The 22,641-nt window shown below is 61.9% G+C and carries 20 protein-coding genes; 11 read left to right on the top strand and 9 right to left on the bottom strand.

Annotated elements, in window-relative coordinates:
- Window positions 1-243: 243 nt before the first annotated feature.
- Complete coding sequence (locus C6W91_RS18745; RefSeq protein WP_370571341.1) at window positions 244-1,326, bottom strand: hypothetical protein; 1,083 nt, start codon at window positions 1,324-1,326, stop codon at window positions 244-246.
- 178 nt (window positions 1,327-1,504) lie between these two features.
- On the opposite strand from C6W91_RS18745, the gene C6W91_RS18740 reads away from it, so the two are divergent.
- Together C6W91_RS18740 and C6W91_RS18735 are read left to right on the top strand one after the other, a co-directional pair.
- The gene (locus C6W91_RS18740) at window positions 1,505-2,608 is read left to right on the top strand and encodes a hypothetical protein (RefSeq protein WP_370571340.1); all 1,104 of its coding nucleotides are present in this window, start codon (window positions 1,505-1,507) and stop codon (window positions 2,606-2,608) included.
- Window positions 2,609-2,649: 41 nt separating this feature from the next.
- Window positions 2,650-4,470 (top strand): hypothetical protein, encoded by a 1,821-nt coding sequence (locus C6W91_RS18735; RefSeq protein WP_370571339.1) that lies wholly within the window; start codon window positions 2,650-2,652, stop codon window positions 4,468-4,470.
- A gap of 71 nt (window positions 4,471-4,541) precedes the next feature.
- Here C6W91_RS18735 and C6W91_RS18730 read toward each other — a convergent pair whose 3' ends face one another.
- Window positions 4,542-5,195 (bottom strand): ABC transporter ATP-binding protein, encoded by a 654-nt coding sequence (locus C6W91_RS18730; RefSeq protein ID WP_370571338.1) that lies wholly within the window; start codon window positions 5,193-5,195, stop codon window positions 4,542-4,544.
- A 23-nt stretch (window positions 5,196-5,218) separates the two neighbouring features.
- A complete protein-coding gene (locus C6W91_RS18725) occupies window positions 5,219-6,610 on the bottom strand; it encodes a sugar transporter (protein ID WP_370571337.1) in 1,392 nt (463 codons plus the stop codon).
- 139 nt (window positions 6,611-6,749) lie between these two features.
- Here C6W91_RS18725 and C6W91_RS18720 point away from each other — a divergent pair, with 139 nt between their 5' ends.
- A complete protein-coding gene (locus tag C6W91_RS18720) occupies window positions 6,750-7,616 on the top strand; it encodes an ABC transporter permease (RefSeq protein ID WP_370571336.1) in 867 nt (288 codons plus the stop codon).
- Window positions 7,617-7,637: 21 nt separating this feature from the next.
- Here C6W91_RS18720 and C6W91_RS18715 read toward each other — a convergent pair whose 3' ends face one another.
- Window positions 7,638-8,663 (bottom strand): glycosyltransferase family 2 protein, encoded by a 1,026-nt coding sequence (locus C6W91_RS18715; protein ID WP_370571335.1) that lies wholly within the window; start codon window positions 8,661-8,663, stop codon window positions 7,638-7,640.
- A 182-nt stretch (window positions 8,664-8,845) separates the two neighbouring features.
- On the opposite strand from C6W91_RS18715, the gene C6W91_RS18710 reads away from it, so the two are divergent.
- Window positions 8,846-9,847: an NAD-dependent epimerase/dehydratase family protein gene (locus C6W91_RS18710; RefSeq protein ID WP_370571343.1), complete on the top strand. Its 1,002-nt coding sequence runs from the start codon at window positions 8,846-8,848 to the stop codon at window positions 9,845-9,847.
- A 158-nt stretch (window positions 9,848-10,005) separates the two neighbouring features.
- On the top strand, window positions 10,006-11,310 hold the full coding sequence (locus C6W91_RS18705) for a UDP-glucose/GDP-mannose dehydrogenase family protein (RefSeq protein WP_370571334.1): 1,305 nt from the start codon (window positions 10,006-10,008) through the stop codon (window positions 11,308-11,310).
- 126 nt (window positions 11,311-11,436) lie between these two features.
- Here the strand turns inward: C6W91_RS18705 and C6W91_RS18700 are convergent, their stop codons facing one another.
- Both C6W91_RS18700 and C6W91_RS18695 read right to left on the bottom strand, forming a co-directional pair.
- The gene (locus C6W91_RS18700) at window positions 11,437-12,546 is read right to left on the bottom strand and encodes a ParB/RepB/Spo0J family partition protein (RefSeq protein WP_370571333.1); all 1,110 of its coding nucleotides are present in this window, start codon (window positions 12,544-12,546) and stop codon (window positions 11,437-11,439) included.
- 51 nt (window positions 12,547-12,597) lie between these two features.
- Window positions 12,598-14,004, bottom strand: a complete 1,407-nt coding sequence (locus tag C6W91_RS18695; RefSeq protein WP_370571332.1) for an AAA family ATPase — start codon at window positions 14,002-14,004, stop codon at window positions 12,598-12,600.
- Between the two features lie 169 nt (window positions 14,005-14,173).
- On the opposite strand from C6W91_RS18695, the gene C6W91_RS18690 reads away from it, so the two are divergent.
- Both C6W91_RS18690 and C6W91_RS18685 read left to right on the top strand, forming a co-directional pair.
- Entirely contained in the window at window positions 14,174-14,392 is a 219-nt protein-coding gene (locus C6W91_RS18690; protein WP_370571331.1) for a hypothetical protein, read from the top strand.
- Between the two features lie 162 nt (window positions 14,393-14,554).
- Complete coding sequence (locus C6W91_RS18685) at window positions 14,555-15,610, top strand: replication initiator protein A (RefSeq protein ID WP_370571330.1); 1,056 nt, start codon at window positions 14,555-14,557, stop codon at window positions 15,608-15,610.
- A 149-nt stretch (window positions 15,611-15,759) separates the two neighbouring features.
- Here the strand turns inward: C6W91_RS18685 and C6W91_RS18680 are convergent, their stop codons facing one another.
- Window positions 15,760-17,007 carry a glycosyltransferase family 4 protein gene (locus C6W91_RS18680; RefSeq protein WP_370571329.1) on the bottom strand — a complete coding sequence of 416 codons (1,248 nt, stop codon included), beginning with the start codon at window positions 17,005-17,007 and terminating at the stop codon, window positions 15,760-15,762.
- A 122-nt stretch (window positions 17,008-17,129) separates the two neighbouring features.
- Between C6W91_RS18680 and rfbC the strand changes: the two genes are divergently transcribed.
- The 4 genes from rfbC to rfbA are packed head-to-tail and all read left to right on the top strand — an operon-like array spanning window position 17,130 to window position 20,520.
- Window positions 17,130-17,684 (top strand): dTDP-4-dehydrorhamnose 3,5-epimerase, encoded by a 555-nt coding sequence (gene rfbC / locus C6W91_RS18675; protein WP_370571328.1) that lies wholly within the window; start codon window positions 17,130-17,132, stop codon window positions 17,682-17,684.
- Window positions 17,685-17,687: 3 nt separating this feature from the next.
- Window positions 17,688-18,740 (top strand): dTDP-glucose 4,6-dehydratase, encoded by a 1,053-nt coding sequence (rfbB, locus tag C6W91_RS18670; protein ID WP_370571327.1) that lies wholly within the window; start codon window positions 17,688-17,690, stop codon window positions 18,738-18,740.
- A 47-nt stretch (window positions 18,741-18,787) separates the two neighbouring features.
- Entirely contained in the window at window positions 18,788-19,636 is an 849-nt protein-coding gene (rfbD, locus tag C6W91_RS18665) for a dTDP-4-dehydrorhamnose reductase (protein WP_370571326.1), read from the top strand.
- Window positions 19,633-20,520 (top strand): glucose-1-phosphate thymidylyltransferase RfbA, encoded by an 888-nt coding sequence (rfbA, locus tag C6W91_RS18660; RefSeq protein ID WP_370571325.1) that lies wholly within the window; start codon window positions 19,633-19,635, stop codon window positions 20,518-20,520. Before rfbD ends, rfbA begins: the two co-directional genes overlap by 4 nt.
- A 291-nt stretch (window positions 20,521-20,811) precedes the next feature.
- Here the strand turns inward: rfbA and C6W91_RS18655 are convergent, their stop codons facing one another.
- Both C6W91_RS18655 and C6W91_RS18650 read right to left on the bottom strand, forming a co-directional pair.
- Window positions 20,812-21,129: a transposase gene (locus C6W91_RS18655; protein ID WP_370571342.1), complete on the bottom strand. Its 318-nt coding sequence runs from the start codon at window positions 21,127-21,129 to the stop codon at window positions 20,812-20,814.
- A gap of 294 nt (window positions 21,130-21,423) precedes the next feature.
- A complete protein-coding gene (locus C6W91_RS18650; RefSeq protein WP_347508180.1) occupies window positions 21,424-22,470 on the bottom strand; it encodes an IS110 family transposase in 1,047 nt (348 codons plus the stop codon).
- Window positions 22,471-22,641: the final 171 nt, after the last annotated feature.

Raw genomic sequence — 22,641 nt, 5'->3', positions numbered from 1 at the left:
CCCTTATTTCATTGAAGTCCGCATCGCCAAACCGGGCTCAAATCCATCGCGAAGTGTCGAAGTTGGGGGATCAGCGCGCAGACACCGGCTGATCTGGAAACATGGCACCGGCACTACCGACAGACGAAACGGACAAAAGCCGGGGCAGATGCGCCTCAGCCCGACAATGCAGCAGGCATCAGCACCCTTCTGGCAGAAGCCTGCGCCCTCATCGAACGCTGATCTTTCGCGCGGCGTACCCGATCAGCCCCGCCCCGGTTTCGGACCGCGCTGCGCCTCCGGGCGCACCGCCCACATGAAGTGAGGACCGTCAGCAGAGATCATCCGGGTGATCAACTGCGCCCAGGCCTCGATCTGGCGCAACTCAGCCGCGCTGAAATGATCCACCGCCCGGAACGACTGCGGCGCCTCCACCGCTTTTTCCGGCGCCGCGGCCAGCGCCTGCTGCATCAGCCGCTGACCGTCAAAAAACTGCTCATCCAGCCTCGCCGCATCGGCCTTGTAGGTCTCAACCACCTGATGGGCCAGACTGCGATGCAGGCGGGGTTTCTCGGCCCCCTCCACCGCGGGCAGCGCCGCCAGGATATCCGACAGATACCACCCCAGCGCCTGCTGTGCCTGACGCAGAGGCTTGCCGCCACCGCCCAGGTGGCGGATGCGGTTGTGCAGCCGCCGCATCATGGCCACATCGGCGACACTCAGAGATTCATTCTGCTGGCTGGGCTGGGTCAGGCTGAAATCGGCACCAGAGAGGGCAAAACGGAAGAAATCCTGCACCACATCGCCCCGATACAAAGCGTCCCGCAGGAAGGGGCGCAGAGTGAAAGCCTCGCCGAAGGCCGCGCGCCAAGCCTGGAAACGCGGGGTGTAGAACAACAGCCCGTCTTCTGCCAGTTTTTTGTGCATGGCCGCCAGCGGCTTTTGGAACAGGCCTTTCTTGGACCGCTCCGCAAAGGTTGAAACCAGCCGGTCCGCATGCGGACGCACATAGGCCACCAGGCGGATACGTCCGGAATAGTTCGGCAGATGTTCTTCGATCGCCGCCTTCAGGGCCTTGGGGTCGACAAATTCGAAATGCTCGGCCGATACCACTCCGATGTCGGCATCGCTGCTGTCAAAGTCCTTGCGCAGAGCCTGGAACCGCTTGTCCCGGAATGGTTTTTCACTGTCCACCGACAGGGTCTTGGCCAGGGGAATATGGTTGAACCGGGCCGGATAACAGATCTGCGCCGCAGCGCTGTGCCAGGCCCCAGCCGCCAACACCGACTGGATCGACGTCGTGCCGGTCTTGCAGTCCCCCAGGTGAAACACGATTTCCCTGACCATTTACCGCTCCCTCTGACAGCCCTCTGATGCAGGGCTTTTGCCCTCTGTACAGAGTAGGAAACCAGCCCTGTCAAGCCCCGCGATCCGGAAACCCTTTGCCCCCGTGATATCTCCTTTCCCCCAAGGGGATTTTACAATAACAACACTGCAAAAATCATGGGTCTAACGCGAAGCTGCGATGAAAGTCATTCTCTACATTGGCCACCACAAGGTCGGGTCAACCGCCCTGCAGGCTTATCTGTCGCAAAACTGGTGCAAACTGGCCAAGGCAGGGATCCTCTATCCAGCTGTCGAAACCCGCGGGTTTGCAAACAACCTGAAAAAAGCGCTTGGCGCAGGCGACCAGCGCGCGGGCCAACACGTGAACATACGTGAACCCCACAGCGCGCTGGCCTACCGCATGATGTCCGATGTTTCGGACCGGTCAGTTCCGCCTCAGTTCCAAGCCCCGCCCGGGACCAGCCAGATGTTCCGCGCGATCAACAATCAGGCGGACATGCTGCAGCCTGACATCCTGATCCTGTGCTCCGAGGCTTTTGCCAATTTTGGCCAGGTCGACCCCAATACCATCACCCGGCTGGCCAAGCACCTGCCGAAGGCAACCAAGGAGATCCAGATTTACTGCGCCCTGCGCAGACCCGATGACTACATGATCTCCTGGCATGGCCAGCGCCTGAAAGTGGGAGAAAAACCCGCCCCCCTTCAGGGCGATGGCTTCAAGCAATATCAGGAGACGATCCATTTCAACTATCGCCTCGCGGTAGAGGCTTGGACCGAGCGAATGCCGAAAGCGCAGCTAATCCTGCGCAATTACAGCGATATTCTGGCGACAGGCGGGTCGACCGAAGACTTTGTCGCCCAGACAGATCTTGCCGTGCCGGACGACATGATCCCTCCGGGACGGGCCAACCCCAGCCTGCCCCGCGCCGCCTTCACCATCATGCGGCGGGCCAATAAGGAGCTTGCCCGTCCCGCAGCCCATGCCCTGTCGGTCTATCTGCAAAAGCACGGCAACGACCTGTCCCCGGTGCGCAACAGCGATGTCGAAATGTTCGGCGCCCCGCAGCGCCAGCTGATGGCCGAGGCGTTTGCTCCCATCCATGCGTATCTCAACGCGCTGACCGGACAGGAAGCCTTCTTCCCGGATATCGATCAGATGCAGGCCTGCCGCCCGGTCCCCGAGGAAGACGCAACACGTCAGCTGCTGATGGCCCTGGACCCGGACGCCATGCCGGATCCGGAGTTGCAAACCTATATCCGCACCCTTCAGAAATCCTTCTGAGCCACCCGGTCAGACCTGATCCCGTAAGAGGTTTTCACGTTATGCTCACCCTGCAGAACTTCATCACTCCCGAACGCGAAATCTGCACCGAGCATATGCTCTACTACCATGCCGATGGCGCGGTGGGCTATTCCCAGAGCACGGAAAGCTATCTGCTGCCGCGTGGCAGCCGCATTTGTTTTGGCACCTATTTCAACCTCTTCAATCTTGGCAAATGGAACGCCAGCTGTGATCTGAACAGCCTCTTTGCCGAACTGTCAGGCAGTGGAAAGGCCGAAATCAAGATCATCCAGGCCCATCCGAACCGTTCCTGGGACGTGGTCTACAGCGAAATCGCCGAACTGCAGGACGGCACACCGTTTCGGATCGACCTCTCGGAGTTTTCCGGCAAGGGAAATGACGGCCTCCTCTACCTCGAAGTGATCGCGCTCGGGGATGAGGTCACGCTGACCGGTGGCCGGTTTGCCACCGCCGACCAACCCGCAGCCTGGCCACGCCTGGCTGTCTCCATCACCACCTTCAAGCGCGAAGACGACGTGCGACGCACCGTTGCCCGGCTTGAGGACTTCCTGAAAGCCTTTGAACATGGAGACCAGCTGCATGTGCAGGTGGTCGATAATGGAAAGAGCGCCAAAATTCCCGCCTCGGACAAGGTCAGCCCCTATCCCAACAGCAACCTTGGCGGCGCCGGCGGCTTTGCCCGGGGGCTGCTGGAGGCAGAAAAGGGCGGGTTTACCCATTGCCTCTTCATGGATGACGATGCCTCTTTCCACATGGAGAATCTGGCCCGGACCTATATCTTCCTGGCACTGGCAAAAGACCCTAACACGGCCGTTTCGGGGGCGATGATCAACAACACCCACAAATGGGCCATGTGGGAAAACGGCGCCTATTTCGACGGCTCCTGCCATCCGTTGCAAAACGGCACCGACCTGCGCGAACTGAAGCAGGTGGCAAAGATGGAGTATGAAACGACCCGCCCGCAATCCAAGACTCTTTATGGAGGTTGGTGGTTCTTTGCCTTCCCGATCAAGAGCGTCAGCCATCACCCCTTTCCCTTCTTCGTGCGCGGCGATGACATCAGCTTTTCGCTGGCCAATGATTTCAAGATTGTCACGATCAGCGGCGTGGTCTCCTTCCAGGATGATTTCACGGAAAAGGAAAGCGCACAGACCCTGTACCTGGATCTGCGCAACCACCTGATACATCACCTGGTCTTTGAGCGGCTGGAGCGCAGTGCCATTGGCACCGCCAAAATCGCCATCCGCTTCATGATGCGTTCGATGCTGCGCTTCAAATACGAAAGCGCCGAGGCCCAACTCTTGGCCTGGCACGATGTGATGAAGGGGCCGGAGTTCTTTGACGAGAACATCGACATGTCCGAGCGCCGCGCCCGGATCAAATCCCTGGTCAAGGACGAAGCCTGGCGCGACATTGATGTGCTGGACGCACGGGAACGCCGCCGGTTCAGCAAAATGCCCCGCCGACTGCGGCATTATTTCGGGCTCTTCACCCTCAATGGCCACCTGATCCCCTTCTGGAATCGGATCGGAGACCGCAAGGTTCTGAATATCGGGGATCGCGGGGTGGTCTTTCCAGCCTTTGGTGGCGCCCGGCTGACCTATATCAATACCCAGCGCGACAAGGGCTATGTGGTGACCCAGTCCAAGGTGAGGTTCTTCTCGCTGGCCTGGCGCATGTTCACAACCCTCTTGGCCTTCCGCCGGTCTTACAACGCGCTGCAGGCGGCCTATCGCAAGGGCTATGACGAGATGACCACGCAAAGCTACTGGCAGCAGACACTGGCCGAGGATATGGCGGCGGCTGACGTTGGCCAAGAGAACACTGCCCTGACAGCCTGAACTGCTGAGACGCCCCTAGACCAGCTTCTGGTCGGCCCCTCCGTCTTTCTGAGCCGCCGGTATGCGGCGGCTCAGGACAGCATCGCTTCATGCACCGCGATGGCTTCTTCTAGGTCATCGAAATACTGCATCTTGCCATGTTCCAGCACGATGCCCGCATCGCAAAACTTGCGCACCTGCCCCATCGAGTGATTGACCATGATGGCACTCGACTGCTGCATCCGGTCGGCAAAGACCTCGCGACTCTTCTTCTTGAAGGTCCGGTCGCCCACCGCCGTCACCTCATCCACCAGATAGGTGTCAAAGCGGATCCCCATCGAAGCGCCGAAGGTCAGCCGGGACCGCATCCCCGAAGAATAGCTGCGCATCGGCATGTGGTAGAATTTTCCCAGTTCGGCAAAATCCTCAACAAAGGCGACTAGGTCTTCGGTATCCACCCCGTAGATACGGGCGATGAAGCGGACGTTCTCAGCACCGCTCAGATCCCGGTGAAAGGACGCCCCTAGCCCCACTGGCCAGGACATGGTTCCATCGGACACCACCCGCCCGTGATCCGGGCGCATGGTGCCGGCGATGATCTGCAGCAGGGTGGATTTGCCCGCCCCGTTGCGCCCCAAGAGCGCCAGGGAGCGCCCCGTGGGCAAGGTGAGGTTGAGATTGTCGATGACAACCTTGCGTTCGCCCCGCAGCCAGAAGCTCTTGGTCAGGTTCTCAAAGCGAATCATATTCTTGTCCTCTCCGGCCCGCCTCAGCTGCGGTCCCGGATCGAATAGTAGATCAGCGCCAGGATCGACCAGGTCAGGAGCAGGAACAGCCCCACCAGTCCCGCCAGCATGGGGCGGTTGGGGTATTCGGATTCCTGGGCTCGGGTCGGCTTGATATAGGTGGCCAGATAGCGGCTTTGCCGGGTGGCCTCGTCGCGGGCTACCTCCAGCGCCGTCAGCGCCGCCCGATAGGTTTCCTCGGCATATTGCAGATCCACCGTGAGCCGTTCGAATTCCGAGATCAGCGAGGGGTAATCCTCGCCCACGGCGCCGGTATCGGTATTGGTCGAGGTAAAGGTCTGCCGCTCGATATTGATGCGCTCGCGGATCACATCGATATGCTGCTGCGCTTTTTTCAGACGCGGATCCCCCTCTCCCACGGTGCCGCGCAAAAGGTCGTATTCGATCAGCGCCTCGGCCAGCTGCTGCTGCAGGTTGTTCATCACCCCCATACGGCCCTGGATATCCGCCGCCGGATCCACGATCCGGGTGCGGGTGCGAAAGCTGGTCAGCGCCTCGCGCGCGCCTTTCAGCCGCTCCAGTGCCTCGTCCAGATCCTCGCGGGCATAGCGCATGGCATCCTCGCGCGCCTGCTCGTTCAGCTCATTGATGCGGGTCTGGCTTTCCGCAACGATGGCGCGGGTAATGTCCTGTGCGGTTTCGGGATCAAAAGCCACCGCCTGCACCTCGATCAACCCCGAGCCGCTGTCATAGGAAATGCCGACGATGCGCTGCCAGTACCAGATCATCTGTTCCAGCGTGGCATCGGGCCAGAGCGAGAACACCCAGTCGTCGGGCCAGTGCTGGCTGTAATGCGGCCGCAGCGGCACTGCCTTGTCCACCGATTCCACCATTTCCTGGCTCTGGATGAATTCATAAAGGATATCGCTGTCCGAAGCGGTGGTATTGCCAGTGAAATTGGCAAGCCCGCCCAGCAGATCGGTGGCGCCGCTGCTTTCCTGGCTGCGCACGGTAAAGCCGGCGGTGGACACATACTGATCCTCGGCCAAGGCCCAGAGATAGAAGACCGCTGCCGCCAGCGGCGCCAGCACCATCAGAACGAAACTGGCCACAAGCCCCCAGTGACGGCGGCGCATCTGCGCCGGGCGCGCCATGGGATAGGCCGGTGTTTCGGCCACCTGTTGCTGAGCCGCCTCAAGCGCGGCTTCGGTGGCCTTGACCTTCTGACGCAGTTTCTTGAGCTTCTTGCGCGCCCCGCCGCCACTGCCTTTTCCCGGCGCGTCATCCTGATCAGCAGAGACGTCCTGCACCTGAGACAGCTGTTCGACATTGCTTCCCGTTTGGGCGCCGCGTTCCGCCGCGGGCCTTTTTCCGGCCGCGCGCGTTTTGTTCTGACCCGACGTTTTCAAACCCATGGCCGGATGATCCTGTGTCATATGTGCCCGTCTCAAGGCTCGGGGGGATGTACCAGAGCCATTTGTAATTGCCTGTTCTATGGATCATAGTATCGCCTGCCGACAACCCATTCACAACCATCATTCACAGCGGACCCATATGGCCAGCCTTCCTCCCGCCGCCCCGTCAGGGGTACAGCACACCGCTTCGGGTTCTGCACTGCCCCCTGCCCAGACCCCGACACGGGCAGGCAGCAAGCGGCGCCGTTTTGCCAGCCTGCGCACCGTGGTGGCGCTGATACTGCGCGAGATGTCGACCCGTTACGGGCGCACTCCCGGCGGTTACATCTGGGCCGTTCTCGAGCCGCTGGCCGCGATCCTCTTCCTCAGCCTCGGGTTTTCCCTGATTATCCGGACACCCTCCCTCGGCACCAGCTTCCTGCTGTTCTATGCGACCGGCTATCTACCCTTTGACCTCTATATGCAGGTTTCAAACGCCTGCGCCCGTGCCCTGGGGTTTTCCAAACCGCTTTTGAAATACCCAGCAGTAACCTGGCTGGATGCGATTCTGGCCCGCTTCATCCTGAACAGCCTTACCAACATCTTTGTCATGCTGCTGCTGCTCACAGGTATCCTGATGGTCATCGACAGCCGAACGGTGCTGGATATGCCTCCGGTGATCGAGGCCGTTGCCCTGTCGATGCTGCTGGCTCTGGGCGTCGGCACGTTGAACTGCGTCCTGATGGGGCTTTACCCGCTTTGGAGCGTCACTTGGGGAATCCTGACCAGGCCACTGTTCCTCGCCTCGGGTATTTTCTTTCTCTATGACGACCTGCCCCCGCTGGGTCAGGACATCCTGTGGTACAATCCCCTGATGCATATCACCGGATTGATGCGCACCGGTTTCTATCCCAGCTACACCGCCGCCTATGTGAATATAACCTATGTGACGCTTGTCAGCCTTGTGCTGCTGTTTCTGGGGTTGGTGCTGATGGGGCGCTATCACCGCGACATCCTGAACCGCTGATCCCGGCCAGGCTGCCCCGCCCTACCCCTTTGTGCGGGCCAGCTCCAAGACCTCGGCATGGGGCACATGGGTGCGCCACCTCAGCCCGTCCAGCACCGCCCGGCTCATAAGCCGCAGAAAGGCGCGCCGTTCGCCTGCGTGGGCGCGCACCTTTGAAAGCCATTTGGGCAGGATCACCAGCATCACCGGCCAGAACCAGATCCCCGCCGCCATCCGATACAGAAGAAGCAGGTTGCGGTGATAGTAGTAGACCTTCCACAGGGGGATGAAACGGCCGCGCTGCGCCTGCTCTTCTCCCGCCTTGGGCACAAAGGTCGTCAGATCGTGCTCGAACCGCACGGCGGGTTCAAATCCGATACGGCCGCCCGATTTGGTCAGCCCCAGAGTATAAAGCCCGTCATCGCCATAGATGAAAAGATCGGGATCCGGATAGCCGATGCGCCGCACTGCATCCGCCGAGATGAAGAAGCCCACGAAGGAGGTCACATCGATCTGCATCCCCTGCCCTTCATAGTCCGAGGGCTGCACGTGAAAGCCCGAGCGGCCGCCGCCAAAGAGCGTGCGCAGGAATTCACGGCTGTGCCAGAAGGGATTGCGCGAGGGGCGGTTCATCTCGCAGATGCCACCGGTCGGGAAATAGACCGCCGCAGCCACCCCATCCCAGGCCCGCGCCGGATCGTCATGGGCGGGCAGGGCGTGAAACGCCGCTAGGGCGCCCGGTGCCGGGCGACCATCATCATCCATCACCACCAGCCAGTCGGGGCTGTGCGCCTCCATCGCGCGGCGCATGCCCCGCTCAAAGCCGCCTGCCCCGCCGCGGTTGGTCTCGCTCACCTGAATATCCAGCCGCGGATCATGCAATGTCGCCAGCCAGTCACGCGTGCCATCGGTGGAGGCATTGTCCACCACCACCAGCGCCGCCAGCTCTGCGGCCGGGCTTTGCAGCAGCCGGGCGATGGTGTCTTTCAGCTTGTCGAGACGATTATAAGTCACCACCACCGCCACCAGACGGCGGGGGGACGGGCTGGGATCTGTCTGTGCGCTCACGAAAGTCTGCTCCCCGGCCTGTTCTGATCGTCTGTGTCATCGTCTTTGCGTTGTGGGAGCGCAAAACTCATAAATCCGGCCTCATGTCAAACCCCAAGGGGTGGCCCCCGCCGCGCCCTGCCCCGCAGAAGGACGCATGATAGGGTTTGACAGGACCGCCGGAAGCCGCCACCAAGCATGTCATGCGCACTGCTCTTGTCACCGGATCGGCCGGCTTCATCGGCTATCACCTTGCGGCCCGCCTGCTGGCTGCGGGCTGGCAGGTCGTCGGGCTGGATTGCCTGTCGCCCTATTACGATGTCGCCCTGAAGGAGCGCCGCCACGCGATGCTGGCGGAAAACCCGGCCTTCACCCCAGTAATCGGCAAGCTGGAAGACCCCGGGCGCCTGATGGAGCTCTTTGCCCGCCACCGCCCCGATGCGGTCATTCACCTCGCCGCGCAGGCCGGGGTGCGTCATTCCATCGATGCGCCGCGCGATTACCTTGAGGCCAACCTGATCGGCACCTTCGAACTTCTGGAGGCCGCCCGCGCCCATCCGCCTGCGCATCTGCTGATGGCCTCCACCTCTTCGGTCTATGGCGCCAACACGGATATGCCCTTTGACGAGCGGCAGAAGGCCGGCACGCCGATGTCCTTCTATGCCGCCACCAAGAAGGCGGGCGAGGCGATGGGCCATTCCTATGCCCATCTTTACGCGCTGCCGATCACCATGTTCCGGTTTTTCACCGTCTATGGCCCCTGGGGTCGGCCCGACATGGCGCTGTTCAAATTCACCAAGGCGATGCTCGCGGGTGAGCCCATCGAGGTCTACAACCACGGCCGCATGAGCCGCGATTTCACCTATATCGACGATCTGGTCACCGGCATCACCGGGCTGATCGAGGCAGTACCGGGCGACACACCGGTGGGACCGCAGGACAGCCTCAGCCCCGTTGCGCCCTTCCGGGTCGTGAATATCGGCGCCAGCCAGCCGACGCCGCTGATGGATTATATTGCCGCGCTGGAAGAGGCGCTGGGACAGCCCGCGCAGAAGATCCTGAAAGAGATGCAGGCCGGCGACGTGCCCGCGACATGGGCCGACACATCGCTGCTCACCGCTCTCACCGGGTACCGGGCAGAGGTCGATGTCAGGACCGGCGTTGCCCGTTTCGTGGATTGGTACCGGGGTTATTACAGCGCCTGATGCCGTAACGCGGTGACACCGGCAGGGGCCTGGCTGACAGGTGCAAATGTTTCGCGCGCGAAACATTTGAAAGGACGCCACCCCCAGCCCCATTGCGCCCGGCCTGCGCTTTCTTCAAAGTTGCAAAACGACATACCAAGCAGAACAGGGGACACCCCATGCGTATCGCGATGATTGGCACAGGCTACGTGGGACTGGTGTCCGGCGTCTGTTTCTCCGATTTCGGCCATGACGTGATCTGCGTCGACAAGGACGCTGCCAAGATCGCTCGGCTGAAGGCCGGCGAGGTCCCGATCTACGAGCCGGGCCTTGATGCGCTGATGGAAAAGAACGTCGCCGCCGGGCGGCTGGAGTTCAGCGACGATCTGGCCGCCGCTGTGGATGGCGCCGAGGCGGTGTTTATCGCCGTCGGCACCCCGACCCGGCGCGGCGATGGCCATGCGGATCTGACCTATGTGATGGCTGCCGCCGAAGAGATCGCTGCGGCGCTGACCGGTTATGCGGTGGTGGTGACCAAATCCACCGTGCCGGTGGGCACCAACCGGCAGGTGCAGGAGGTGATCGCCAGCGCCAAACCGGATGCGGACTTCGATGTGGCCTCCAACCCTGAATTCCTGCGCGAAGGCGCGGCGATCGAGGATTTCATGAAGCCCGACCGGGTGGTGGTCGGCGTCGAAAGCGCCCACGCCGCCGAGGTCATGAGTGAGATCTACCGCCCCCTTTACCTGCGCGATTTTCCGATCCTGACCACCGATCTGGAGAGCGCCGAGATGATCAAATACGCCGCCAATGCTTTTCTGGCGACCAAGATCACCTTCATGAATGAAATCGCCGGGCTTTGCGAAAAGGTGGGCGCCAATGTCAAAGAGGTCTCGCGCGGGGTCGGTCTGGACGGGCGCATCGGCAACAAGTTCCTGCATGCCGGCCCCGGCTATGGCGGCTCCTGTTTTCCGAAAGACACCGCCGCGCTGGCGCGCATCGGCCAGGACCATTCCTTTCCGATGCGGATCACCGAGACGGTGATGCGGGTCAATGACGAGGTGAAGGCGCGCATGGTGGAAAAGCTGCGCGATGCCTGCGGAGGCTCTTTCAACGGCAAGACGGTGACCGTGCTGGGTGTCACCTTCAAACCCAATACCGACGACATGCGCGAGGCCCCCAGCCTGACCATCGTGCCCGCCATGGTGGGCGGCGGCGCCCATGTGCGGGTGATCGACCCGCAGGGCCGTGCCGAGGGCGAGGCGCTGCTGCCCGGCGTCGACTGGCTCGAGGACCCCTATGAGGCGGCAGAGGGCGCCGATCTGGTGGTGCTGCTGACCGAATGGAACGAGTTCCGCGCGCTTGATCTGAAGGCCCTGGCCGCCAGGATGGCCTATCCGCGGATGGCGGATCTGCGCAATGTCTATTCCGCCCGGGCCGCCGAACGGGCCGGTTTCTCCCAGTATATCGCGGTGGGCCGCTGAGCCGACCTCCGCTTCCAACAGGCCCCAAATGTTTCGCGCGCGAAACATTTGGCCACGCTGCAGAGTCTACAAAAAGACCCTAAACCGGGGTTTAGGGTCGAATTCGTTCTGATTGTGGCCTTGGGTTCAGCGGTGCTTCAGCCAGTCCTGCAGCGCCGCCATCAGCTCTGCATCGACAGCATCGCCGGTCAACTCAATCCGGTTCTGTCCGGGCGTGAAGCACAGCCGCACACCTGCCGCAGCCTGAACGGAAACCCGCTCGGATCCCTCGGCACCGGGGGTACGCACACGCGGGCGGGCAGGGGCCTCGGGCGTCGCAGTTTGCGTCTTTGAAGCCGGGTTTAGAGCCGCATCACTCTGTGCTGTGTCGGCCTCAGATCCGTCCTGTGTCTCGGCCAGAACCCGGTTCAGGATCTCCAGCTCATCCGTGGCAGTCTCGCGCGGAGCGGCCTGAAGGGCAGCACGCAAGCGCGCTGCAAAACCTTCGTCCTCGCCCATGGCGCGCACCAGAGACAGGCCCAGCTTCTCGCTGATGGCGGTTGGATAGAACAGCACCGCATCCAGCTCCTCGACCAAGGTCACGAAGCTGCGGATCTTGGAGCGTTTGGCGCGGGGTACATTGGCAAAGAGACTCTGAAGTGCCTTTTTCAGAGTCGGAAACACCTCTTCCTTCATCGCCCGCACCGCGATCCGCGCGCGTTCGTAATGGGAGAGGTTCACCCGAATTTCGTTTTCCTCGACCATGGCGATATAGGCATCCTGCGCCGTCTCCGGGCGGATGATCAGCGCCTTCACCGTGGCGTATTTCGGGTCTGAAGTCTCGGCATAGAGCCTGCGCAGGGCCCCAAGGCGGCGCCAACCCGAGATCAGGCCATGGCTGCGCCCATCGGGGCGGGGTTCCAGCGGCACCAATTCGACCGGGGTCTGCTGACCGCGGGCGCGCAGGGATTCGACGAGGGCATCCATTTCCTCGGCGTCCTGTTCGATCCGGTCGCGCACCAGATGGGTTTCGTCGATGGCCGACAGCGGCACCTCTTCGATCATCAGCCCCTTGCTGCGGGCGTTTTCCAGCACGTCGGACAATTCCTGCAAGGCCGCTTGCGAAGCGGTTTCCGACGCCACCTGCGCGATCGGCGCCGCCCCCACGGCCATCGGACCGCCAAGGGCGGATTTGCTTTCCGGGGCGCCGGAAAGATAGCTGCTCTGTGCCGGCATCAACCGTTTGCGTTTTGCCATCTGCCTGTCTCCTTTGGGCGCGCAGTCTGCGCCATCATCCCTGCCGGGGCCTTACTCGGCCGCGCTCTGCATCTGCACCTCGGCGCGGCGCCAGCAGCCGATCAGCAGCCGTTTGAAAGCGGCGTAGGTTTCGTCGAATGTTTCGCGCCCGCGCGCATAGGTCTCGCGGTTGAAATCGCGGTAATCGGCCTCGTAGATGCCCGAAACCTGTTCGCCGGCCTGACCGATCAACGCGGTGTAATCCTGTTTGTGAGGGCTGAGCACCGGCCCCATATAGGCCTGCATCAGCCCGGCCAGCTCGCCCTGCTGGGCGCTGTCGTAGCGGGTGATGACAGCGCGCACCGCATCCCATTCAAAGCCCATCTCGGGGCGGCCCAGGGCGCGGGCGGCGAGGTTCTCGCCCTCCTCGATGCTGGCGAATGTGGAATGCAGCATGTCAAAGAAGCGGCCCGTCGAGTCGAATTCGAGGAAGGACGCCCCCATGGGCACCAGCAGGATATCGGCCGCCGACAGCCCGTTGATGGTGAGATAGCCAAGAGCGGGGGGCGTATCGATGAAGATCACATCGTACTGGTCCAGCACCCCGTCAGCCTCCAGCCGGTCGGTCAGCGCATCCCAGAGCTTCCAGGAGCGCGCCGCCATGCGCCAGACCGGGATCTGGAATTCGGCCCAGTAGAGGTTCAGCTGGGCACCGATGAGATCGATATTGGGCCAGTGGGTGCTCTGGATCACATCCGCCGCCGTCATGTCCATCGCCGCGGTCAGCGCATCGTCCATCGGCTGGGGCGCCTCGCCCCGGTCCAGGCGGCGCTGGTTCTCGCTGCGCAGGTGTTCGCCGTAATGGCGCGCCAGCAGTGGAAAGGCGGTCTGCCATTCATCCTCGACCCGGCCGCCAAAGATCGAGGTCATCGACCCCTGGCTATCAAGATCGATGACCAGCACCTTGTAGCCATCCAGCGCCGCCGACATCGCCAGATGCGCGGCGGTGGAGGTCTTGCCGACGCCGCCCTTGAAGTTGGCCACGGCAACCATCTTGGCCGGCAGGCCCTTGGGGCGGTAGGGGATGTAATCCTTGGCCTTGGATCCTTGCGCCGCGAAATGCGCCCGCAGGACCAGCACCTCGTCGAGGGTGAACCACTTGGCGCCGCCCTCGGTTTCCGAACGCCCCTGCGGCAGCTCCGGGTTGGCCTTCAGCACCCGGCGGAAATGGGCCTGGGCGACGGGGATCAGGTAGCGGGTAATTTCCCAGGTGGAGAACAGGCGCAGGGTTTTGCGCCCTTCCTCATCCAAGCCCCGGCTGGCCAGATCGGCGCGGCCCCGGGCGCAGCCTTCGGCGATCCCGGCAAAGCCTGCCGTGCTGGTGGGTGCCTCCAGCTCGGCCAGGGCCGCGTCGGGGTCGATGTTGAAATAGGGGGGCAGGGTGGCGTTGCCTGCGCGTGCCGTGTCTTTCCGTGCCATGTCTTTTCGTCCCGGATCTTTCCTGTGGATATCTCGTACCATGGGCTGCTGCCCGGTTCTGTGCTGCTGCGCGGCGCTGTTTTGAAACAAACGCTGCCCTCTTGGACAAAACGCATCAATGTGCGCCCTTTTTAACAAGATAGCAGAAAACAGCGCACATGAAAGAAATATGCGCACCTCTTTTGCTTTTTCTAAGCAAATCCGTCTGTTGCAGCGGGGGAAAGCCGGGGTTTTGGAGGCGTTGGGGCAGGCTGAATATTTTTCTGCCCTGTTATTTATGAGTTATATAATAGTTACGGGAAGAGAGCTGGTGCTGCAAAGCCCTTTTTTCATTGGCGATCGGGCGTGTTTTTTCGGGAGCAGTGACTCTGAAACCCCGTTCATATGACTCTGAACCCCCGATGATCCGATTCCGGAACCCCGTTGCGGCAGCATGTGGATAACTTTAGGGTGGGCGTAATCAAAACCACGAAAAACGAGTCACCTCGGAGGGCGCAATGATCGCCCTGAAAAAACCAGGGGGGCAGGGCAGAGCGACAAGGCAGGGATCATGGCAGCTGCGGGCACAGCAGACACAGGGGGTATGCAGACCTCCGTGGCACAGGCATCGGGGCAGGGGGCGTTCTTCCTCTGCGATATTTTCGATGCGATCCCCAAGAACGATCTGGCCTCGATGGAGCATCCGCTGTTCTCGCTTGGCACCCGGCCGGACCGGCGCATTCTCAACTACGAACACAATGGCGCCGAGATCACCGTCACCCCCAGCGTCAAGGGGCTGGCGACGATCCACGACAAGGACATCCTGATCTTCTGCATCAGCCAGCTGATGGCGGCGCTGAACGCCGGGCGGCAGGTCAGTCGCACCCTGCATCTGAAGGCGCATGATCTGCTGGTGGCGACCAACCGGGAAACCTCGGGCGATGCCTACCGGCGGCTGCGCGAATCCTTTGAACGGCTGGCGGGCACCCGCATCACCACCAATATCGTCACCGGCGGCCAAGAGGTCACCTCGGGCTTTGGCCTGATCGAAAGCTGGGAGATCGTGCGCAAGGCCCGGGGCGGGCGCATGGTCAACGTTGCCGTCACCCTCAGCGAATGGCTGTTCCGGGCGGTGCTGTCGAAATCGGTGCTGACCCTCAGCCGCGATTACTTCCGTCTGCGCAAACCGCTGGAGCGGCGCATCTACGAGCTGACCCGCAAGCATTGCGGCCGCCAGGAAGGCTGGACCATCTCGGTGGACACCTTGCTGAAGAAATCCGGATCGGCCAGCCCGCGCCGGGTGTTCCGCAAGATGATCCGTGACATGATCGAGGCGCAGCCGCTGCCCGATTACGCGATGGAAGAGCTGCCGGGCGATCTGATCCGGTTCAGCCAGAAACATGCCGTCGTCGCCCCGGCAGGGGGGCTGGAGGCCGGCACGGCGCCGGTGCTGAAGCCCGCGACGCTGGAGCAGGCCCGCAGCCTGATGCCTGGCGCCGATGTCTATGCGCTGGAGGCCGAATGGCGCGCCATGTGGCGGCGCTCGGGCGGCCCGCGCCTGCGCCAGGCGGATGCGGCTTTCCTCGGCTGGGTGAAAAAACGCCGCGCGGGCGAGGGACCGGCCTGAGGGGGATCTGGCCGGGATTTACACGGCCCGGCCGCTGTGCGCTTGATCAGGCTCTGATGCGGGGGAGTGCGGCCGTTTCCCCCGCAAGACGGCTTCTCCAGAACACCCGGTCCTGATGCGCGCAAATGTTTCGCGCGCGAAACATTTGCTCAGATCCGGATCCGCTTCTCCTCGGGCACCAGCGCGTTGATCTGGGCGATATGTTCCGGCAGGCAGCGGGTCAGAAAATCGTAAGTCTCCACCACATGGGCGCGGGCATTGGGACCAAGATGGGCGTAGGATTCTGGGTTGGCCACCACATCCACCACCTGCGCCGCCAGCGCATCGGGATCGAAGAAATCCACCAGCATGCCGGTCTCGCCATGGGTGATCGCCTCGCGCACCGGCGCCACATCGGCAGCCACCACTGTGGCCTGCATCGACATCGACTCCAGCAGCGACCAGCTGAGCACGAAGGGCATGGTCAGATAGATGTGGCAGCGGCTGATGCGGATGATATCGCAGAGGGCATCATAGGGGACGCGGCCAAGGAAATGCACCCGGCTCCAGTCGATCTGGCCCTTCAGCTCCTCTTCCATCTCGCCGCGCAGGCCCTCTGGATGTTTGCTTTCGGCGCCATAGGAGGTCTCATTGCCGCCGATCATCAGGACGCGGGCGTTGGGGCGCTCCTTCAGGATCTTCGGCAGGGCGCGCATCATGATGTGAAAACCGCGGGCGCGCTCCATGTTGCGGGCAACATAGGTGATCACCTCGTCGTCCCGGGTCAGCGGGCGGTCGAGCCGCCCCAGCGAAATCGAGGCCTCGGGGTCGGGTTGCAGCCGGTCGGTGCGGATGCCGTCGTGGCAGACATACATGCGGTCATGGAAGCTTTCGGGGAAGCGGTCGCGCTGCCAGTAGGTGGGGGTATGGCCGAGATCGACGGTGTGGATATTGGTATAGGGCACCGTGTTGCGGGCCTGGGCAAAAAAGCCGGCCTGATCGTTGGGCGGGTTGTCCGGGTCGAATCCCACCAGCCCGCCAGATGTGCGGTAGAAATATTCGAAGAAGCCGATCATCGGCACATCGGGCCAGATCTCTTTCAGGAAGGTCAGCTCACCCCAGCCGGTGTGACCGATGATGATATCGGGGCTCCAGCCGCGGGCGTCTTTCAACTGCCGCGCGGCCAGTGCTGCGCCGATACCGGTGCCGGCCGCGGCCTCCCAGTCCTTGGACAGCCCATAAGCGTCCTTGGCGGGCTGATGATGCGCCTTGTAGGTCACCGTGGTGACGCCGGGCAGCTGGATGTCACTGCGCTGAGTCAGGAAATAGATCTCGTGACCCTCCGGCCGCGCCGCCAGCCAGGTGATCAGCTCCCGGTACTGGCCGGGCATGTTCTGATGGACAAAGAGTAGTTTCATGCTGAATGCATGCCGTGTCCGCACGGCCGAGGCAAGCCACAGGTTGTTTCACGGTGACAACCGGCAGAGGGGTTGCTAAGGGTACCGGCAATTGCGACCGGATATAAGGCAGGACAGAGGCCGTGCAGATTGAAAATACGCCACTCTCCGGGGTGAAAGTTCTGACACCGCAGCGGTTCGGGGATGCCCGCGGCTTTTTCAGCGAAAGCTGGAACCGGCAGCGCATGGCTGAACACGGGCTGGATTTCGATTTCGTGCAGGATAATCATTCGCTGTCCGCGCAGGTCGGCACCCTGCGTGGCCTGCATTTCCAGGCGCCGCCCCATGCCCAGGACAAGCTGGTGCGCTGTGGGCGCGGCGCGCTTTTTGATGTGGCGGTGGATATTCGCAAGGGCTCGCCCAGCTATGGCAAATGGTTCGGGATCGAGTTGAGCGCGGAAAACGGCAAGCAGATTTTGGTGCCCAAGGGCTTCCTGCATGGGTTCATCACCCGCGCGCCGGAGACTGAGATCCTTTATAAATGCACAGACTATTACGCGCCCGAGTGTGATGGTGCCGTGGCCTGGAACAGCTGCGGTATCGACTGGGGTTTTGACGGCACGCCGCTCCTCTCCGAAAAGGACGCTGCCGCCCCCGCACTGGCGGATTTCGACAGCCCGTTCAGCTGGGAAGGATAACCCATGAAGATACTCGTGACCGGCGGCGCCGGATTTATCGGCTCTGCCGTGGTGCGTCTGGCGATTGCCCGGGGCCATCAGGTGGTGAACCTTGATGCGCTGACCTATGCCGCCTGTCTTGAGAATGTGGCCGGAGTGGCAGAGAGCCCCGATTACGCTTTTGAGCAGGCCGACATCCGCGACCGCGCCGCGCTCGACCGGGTCTTTGCCGCGCATAAGCCCGATGCGGTGATGCATCTGGCCGCCGAAAGCCACGTGGACCGCTCGATCGACGGGCCGGGGGATTTCATCGAGACCAATATCACCGGCACCTTCAACATGCTGGAGGCCGCGCGCAAATACTGGATCGAAAATGACCGCCCCGAGGGCTTCCGCTTCCATCACATCTCCACCGATGAGGTCTATGGCTCGCTGCCCAACGACCCCGAAGTGATGTTCACCGAAGACACCGCCTATGATCCGCGCTCGCCCTATTCGGCTTCCAAGGCCAGCTCTGACCATTTGGTTCGCGCCTGGGCCGAGACCTACGGGCTGCCGGTGGTGCTGACCAATTGTTCCAACAACTACGGCCCCTATCATTTCCCGGAGAAACTGATCCCGGTGGTGATCCTCAATGCACTGGCCGGAAAGGCCCTGCCGATCTATGGCGATGGCTCGAACATCCGCGACTGGCTTTACGTGGAAGATCACGCCGATGCGCTGTTGCTGGTGTTGCAAAAGGGCGCGCTGGGGCGGTCTTATAATATCGGCGGCGAAAACGAGCGCAGCAATCTGGAACTGGTGCAGACGCTTTGTGCGATCCTCGATGAGAAACGCCCGCGCGCCGATGGCGCCTCTTATGCCGATCAGATCACCTTTGTCACGGACCGGCCGGGCCATGATGCGCGCTATGCCATCGACCCCTCGCGTATCCGCGAGGAACTGGGCTGGCGGCCCTCGGTGACGGTGGAGGAAGGTCTGGCAAAGACCGTGCAATGGTATCTGGATAACGAGGCCTGGTGGCGCCCGCTGCAAGCCCGCCATGGTGTCGGGCAGCGGCTGGGGATCGGCACGTGAGCGGGTTTGTGTCATCAAGGCCAGACAAAAGTCTGCGGGGTAAACCCATGATCCTCGTCTTCGGCAAAACCGGTCAGTTGGCCAGCGAGCTGGCGCTGCATGAGGGCGTCACCTGTCTGGGCCGTGATATGGCCGACCTGTCTGATCCCGAGGCCTGCGCCGCCGCCATCCATGCCCATGCGCCGGATGCGGTGATCAACGCCGCCGCCTATACCGCCGTGGACAAGGCCGAAGAGGAAGAGGAACTGGCCACCGTGATCAATGGTGTCGCCCCGGCCGCCATGGCACGGGCCTGCGCCGATCTGGGCATTCCCTTTGTTACTGTCTCGACCGATTATGTCTTTGATGGCAGCGGCGACGCAGCTTGGAACCCCGAGGATGCAACCGGGCCTCTGGAGGCCTATGGCCGCAGCAAGCTGGTCGGCGAAGAGGCCCTGCGAGCCGCAGGCGGGATTCATGCCATTCTGCGCACCTCCTGGGTGGTGTCCGCCCATGGCAACAATTTCGTCAAGACCATGCTGCGGCTCGGCGCCGAGCGGGAGCGCCTGACCGTGGTGGCCGATCAGATCGGCGCGCCGACCCCGGCGCGCGATATCGCGGCGGCCTGCCTTGAGATGGCGCGCCAACTGGTTCAGGATCCGGGCAAGAGCGGCACCTATCATCTGTCGGGCCGCCCCGAAACCAGCTGGGCCGGCTTTGCCCGCGAGATTTTTGCCCGCGCCGGGCTGTCTTGCGAGGTGGTGGATATTCCCTCCAGCGCCTATCCGACCCCGGCGCAGCGCCCGCTGAACTCCAGGCTCGACTGCACCTTGTTAGAGACTGTTTTTGGCATTTCCCAACCCGATTGGCGGACAGGGCTGGACGATATTCTGAAAGATCTGGGAGAGGGCGCATGACTGCACAAAAAGCGCGCAAAGGCATCATCCTGGCAGGCGGATCGGGCACCCGGCTGTATCCGATCACCATGGGGGTGTCGAAGCAGCTTTTGCCGATCTACGACAAGCCGATGATCTATTATCCGCTGTCGGTCCTCATGCTGGCAGGCATCCGCGAGATCTGCGTGATCACCACGCCGCAGGATCAGGACCAGTTCCAGCGCACCCTGGGCGATGGTAGTCAGTGGGGGGTGTCGCTGACATATGTCGAGCAGCCCAGCCCCGACGGTCTGGCGCAGGCCTATCTCCTGGCCGAGGCGTTTCTGGATGGCGCCCCCTCGGCGCTGGTGCTGGGGGACAATATCTTCTTTGGCCATGGCCTGCCGGAACTGCTGGCGGCCGCTGATGCCCATGCCACCGGCGGCACCGTCTTTGGCTATCACGTGGCCGACCCGGAACGCTATGGTGTGGTGGAGTTCGGCGGCGATGGCGTGGCACGCCAGATTATCGAAAAGCCCGAGGTGCCGCCCTCGAATTATGCGGTGACGGGGCTCTATTTCCTCGACGGCTCTGCCCCCGAACGGGCGCGCCGGGTGCAGCCCTCACCGCGCGGCGAGCTGGAGATCACCGATCTGTTGCAGATGTATCTGGACGAAGGGCTGCTCAGGGTGGAAACCATGGGCCGAGGCTATGCCTGGCTCGACACCGGCACCCATGGCTCCTTGCTTGATGCGGGCAACTTCGTGCGCACTTTGACCAAACGCCAGGGGCTGCAGACCGGCTGCCTTGAGGAAATCGCCTATGAGGCGGGCTGGATCAACGACCAGCAGCTGCAGGCCCGCGCCGATCTGTTCAAGAAGAACGATTATGGATCCTATCTGGCGGGACGTCTGAAACGCTCCTGACAGCCGGGAAACGCTGCTTGCAGACCGTCTCCGCCGCGGCTTCAACCCTTTTGCCTCAAGCTTTTCGCGCATTCGTGTCTCGACAACGAGATGCGCGAGTTCGCTCTCGATCCTGTCTGGCAAGATGACATCGACAAGGCGCTCAGTCGGGCCGTTTGCCTGCTCGGGTCGGGCAAACCTACCGTCAAAACACACACACATAAATGCGGAAGCATGTCCTACGGATGGCCCCCAAATCTGTCAATCGGCATTGAAGTTTGGCTCTGACTCAACGTTGATGCACCTTTTCAACTATGATGCCACGACAAGCTGAGCCTTGAGCAGGTCGATATTCGCGCGACCATACATCTGGCGTTTCAGCGTCTTCAGGCGATTGATCTGGCCCTCGGTCTGCCCGTTCGACCAAGGTTCCCGCAACGCGGCGGCAACTGCGGTCTGGTCGCTACGAAGGCCACGGGCGAATGATGAGAGCATGCTGTCTTCGGCTTCGTCGAGCCAGGCGGCCAGGGCATTCTCACGAGCGTTTCGCACTATGTCAGTGAAACGGTCGGTCAGTTCCCGGCCGGTTGCCAGAGATGGTAGCGCCGCTTCGATCCGCGCGACCTGGATTGCATCGGCACGGTATAGCGCGACATATGTGGAACGGCCCGCATGGCAAGAGCTTTTGCAGTTGATTTGCAGCTGGGAGTGGTGCGGTCATATGTACGGCCTTTCGATACGGCACATAGCCGCTGGCCTCGATGAAGTCCGCGACACGAGGGGCTAATCAATCTGACGCGCTTGATGCGCATTGTCGCGCCGGCCTCACTCGTGTCGGGATAGCGTCCCGTGTGCTCATCGCTTGCTTCTGCACCTTGCCTCTGCCAGCACGTGCCGGTCAGATTTTCATATCGGTAACCGCCCTCATCCGGCAGTGGCCGGGATTGTCATGGGCATTTCGGGTTTCTTGTAGATCCCCCCTTTGTTCAACAGTGCCCATATGATCCGTGCCATCTTGTTGGCCAAGGCGACGGCCGCAACTTTGAAAGGACGCCTGGCGAGCAGCGCTTTCAACCAGGGGCTTGCTTTGGCATCACTGCGAGCGATCCTCAGAACGGATGTCGCCCCTGCGACGAGCAGTGAGCGCATCTCCGGATTACCCATCTTCGATATTTTGCCAAGCCGCTCCTTGCCACCGGACGAATGAGCCCTCGGCGTCAATCCAAGCCAGGCAGCAAAATGACGAGCTGACTTGAAGCCACCAGGGTCCGGAACCAATGCTTTGACCGTCGCAGCTATGATTGGGCCAACTCCGGGGATTGAGGTCAGTCGCCGCGCATCCTCGTCGCGCTTCACCTCGGTGACTATTGCCCGCTCGAGTTCGTCATTCTGACTTGTCAGGGCCTCGATCTGTTCAGCGAGCATACTCAGGGCGAAGCGAGCCGGATCGGGCAGACGAGCATCCTCGTCGTCACGGATAATCCTGATCAACGCCTCTACCTTCGCAACGCCTCCAGCGGCGATGATCCCCAGCTCCGCAAGATGAGCGCGCAGGGCATTGATCGCCTGAGTTCGCTGTCGCACCAAGAGAGCACGAGCCTTCAGCACCATGGCCGCAGCTTGCTGGTCGGCCGTCTTGATCGGGACGAAGCGCATGGTCTTGCGGGTGACAGCTTCGCTGATAGCTTCCGCGTCGGCGGCATCCGTCTTGCCGCGTTTTACAAAGGCCTTGACGTAAGTTGGCGGGATGAGTCGCACGTCGTGGCCGAACTTGGCGATCTCGCGCGCCCAATAGTGGGAACTGCCGCAGGCTTCCATCCCGACAAGGCAGGCCGGTTGCTCCTGGAAAAACTTCATCACTTCGCTGCGGCGGAGTTTGCGATTGAAGACCGGGGAGCCATCATCTTCCGCGCCGTGAACCTGAAAGACATTCTTCGCCAAATCCAGCCCGATGGTGTAAACATTCTTCATGGAACGGTTCCTCCTTTGTGGCGTCCAAGCAACGACCACGTCTTAGCACATCGATGCTGTCGGAGCGGGTCGTTCCACTTCATCAATCTGGGTGAGACGCTGGCGACAATCAGGATGAGATTCTATGTCGCGGCATCTGTGACGTTATCATCGTGATTGCCGCTGGCAAGG

The organism is Phaeobacter sp. SYSU ZJ3003 (assembly GCF_041300735.1).
Lineage (GTDB): Bacteria > Pseudomonadota > Alphaproteobacteria > Rhodobacterales > Rhodobacteraceae > Phycobacter > Phycobacter gallaeciensis_A.
Note: the sequence above shows the minus strand (reverse complement) of the source record. Positions and strands in the feature narration are given on the sequence as shown.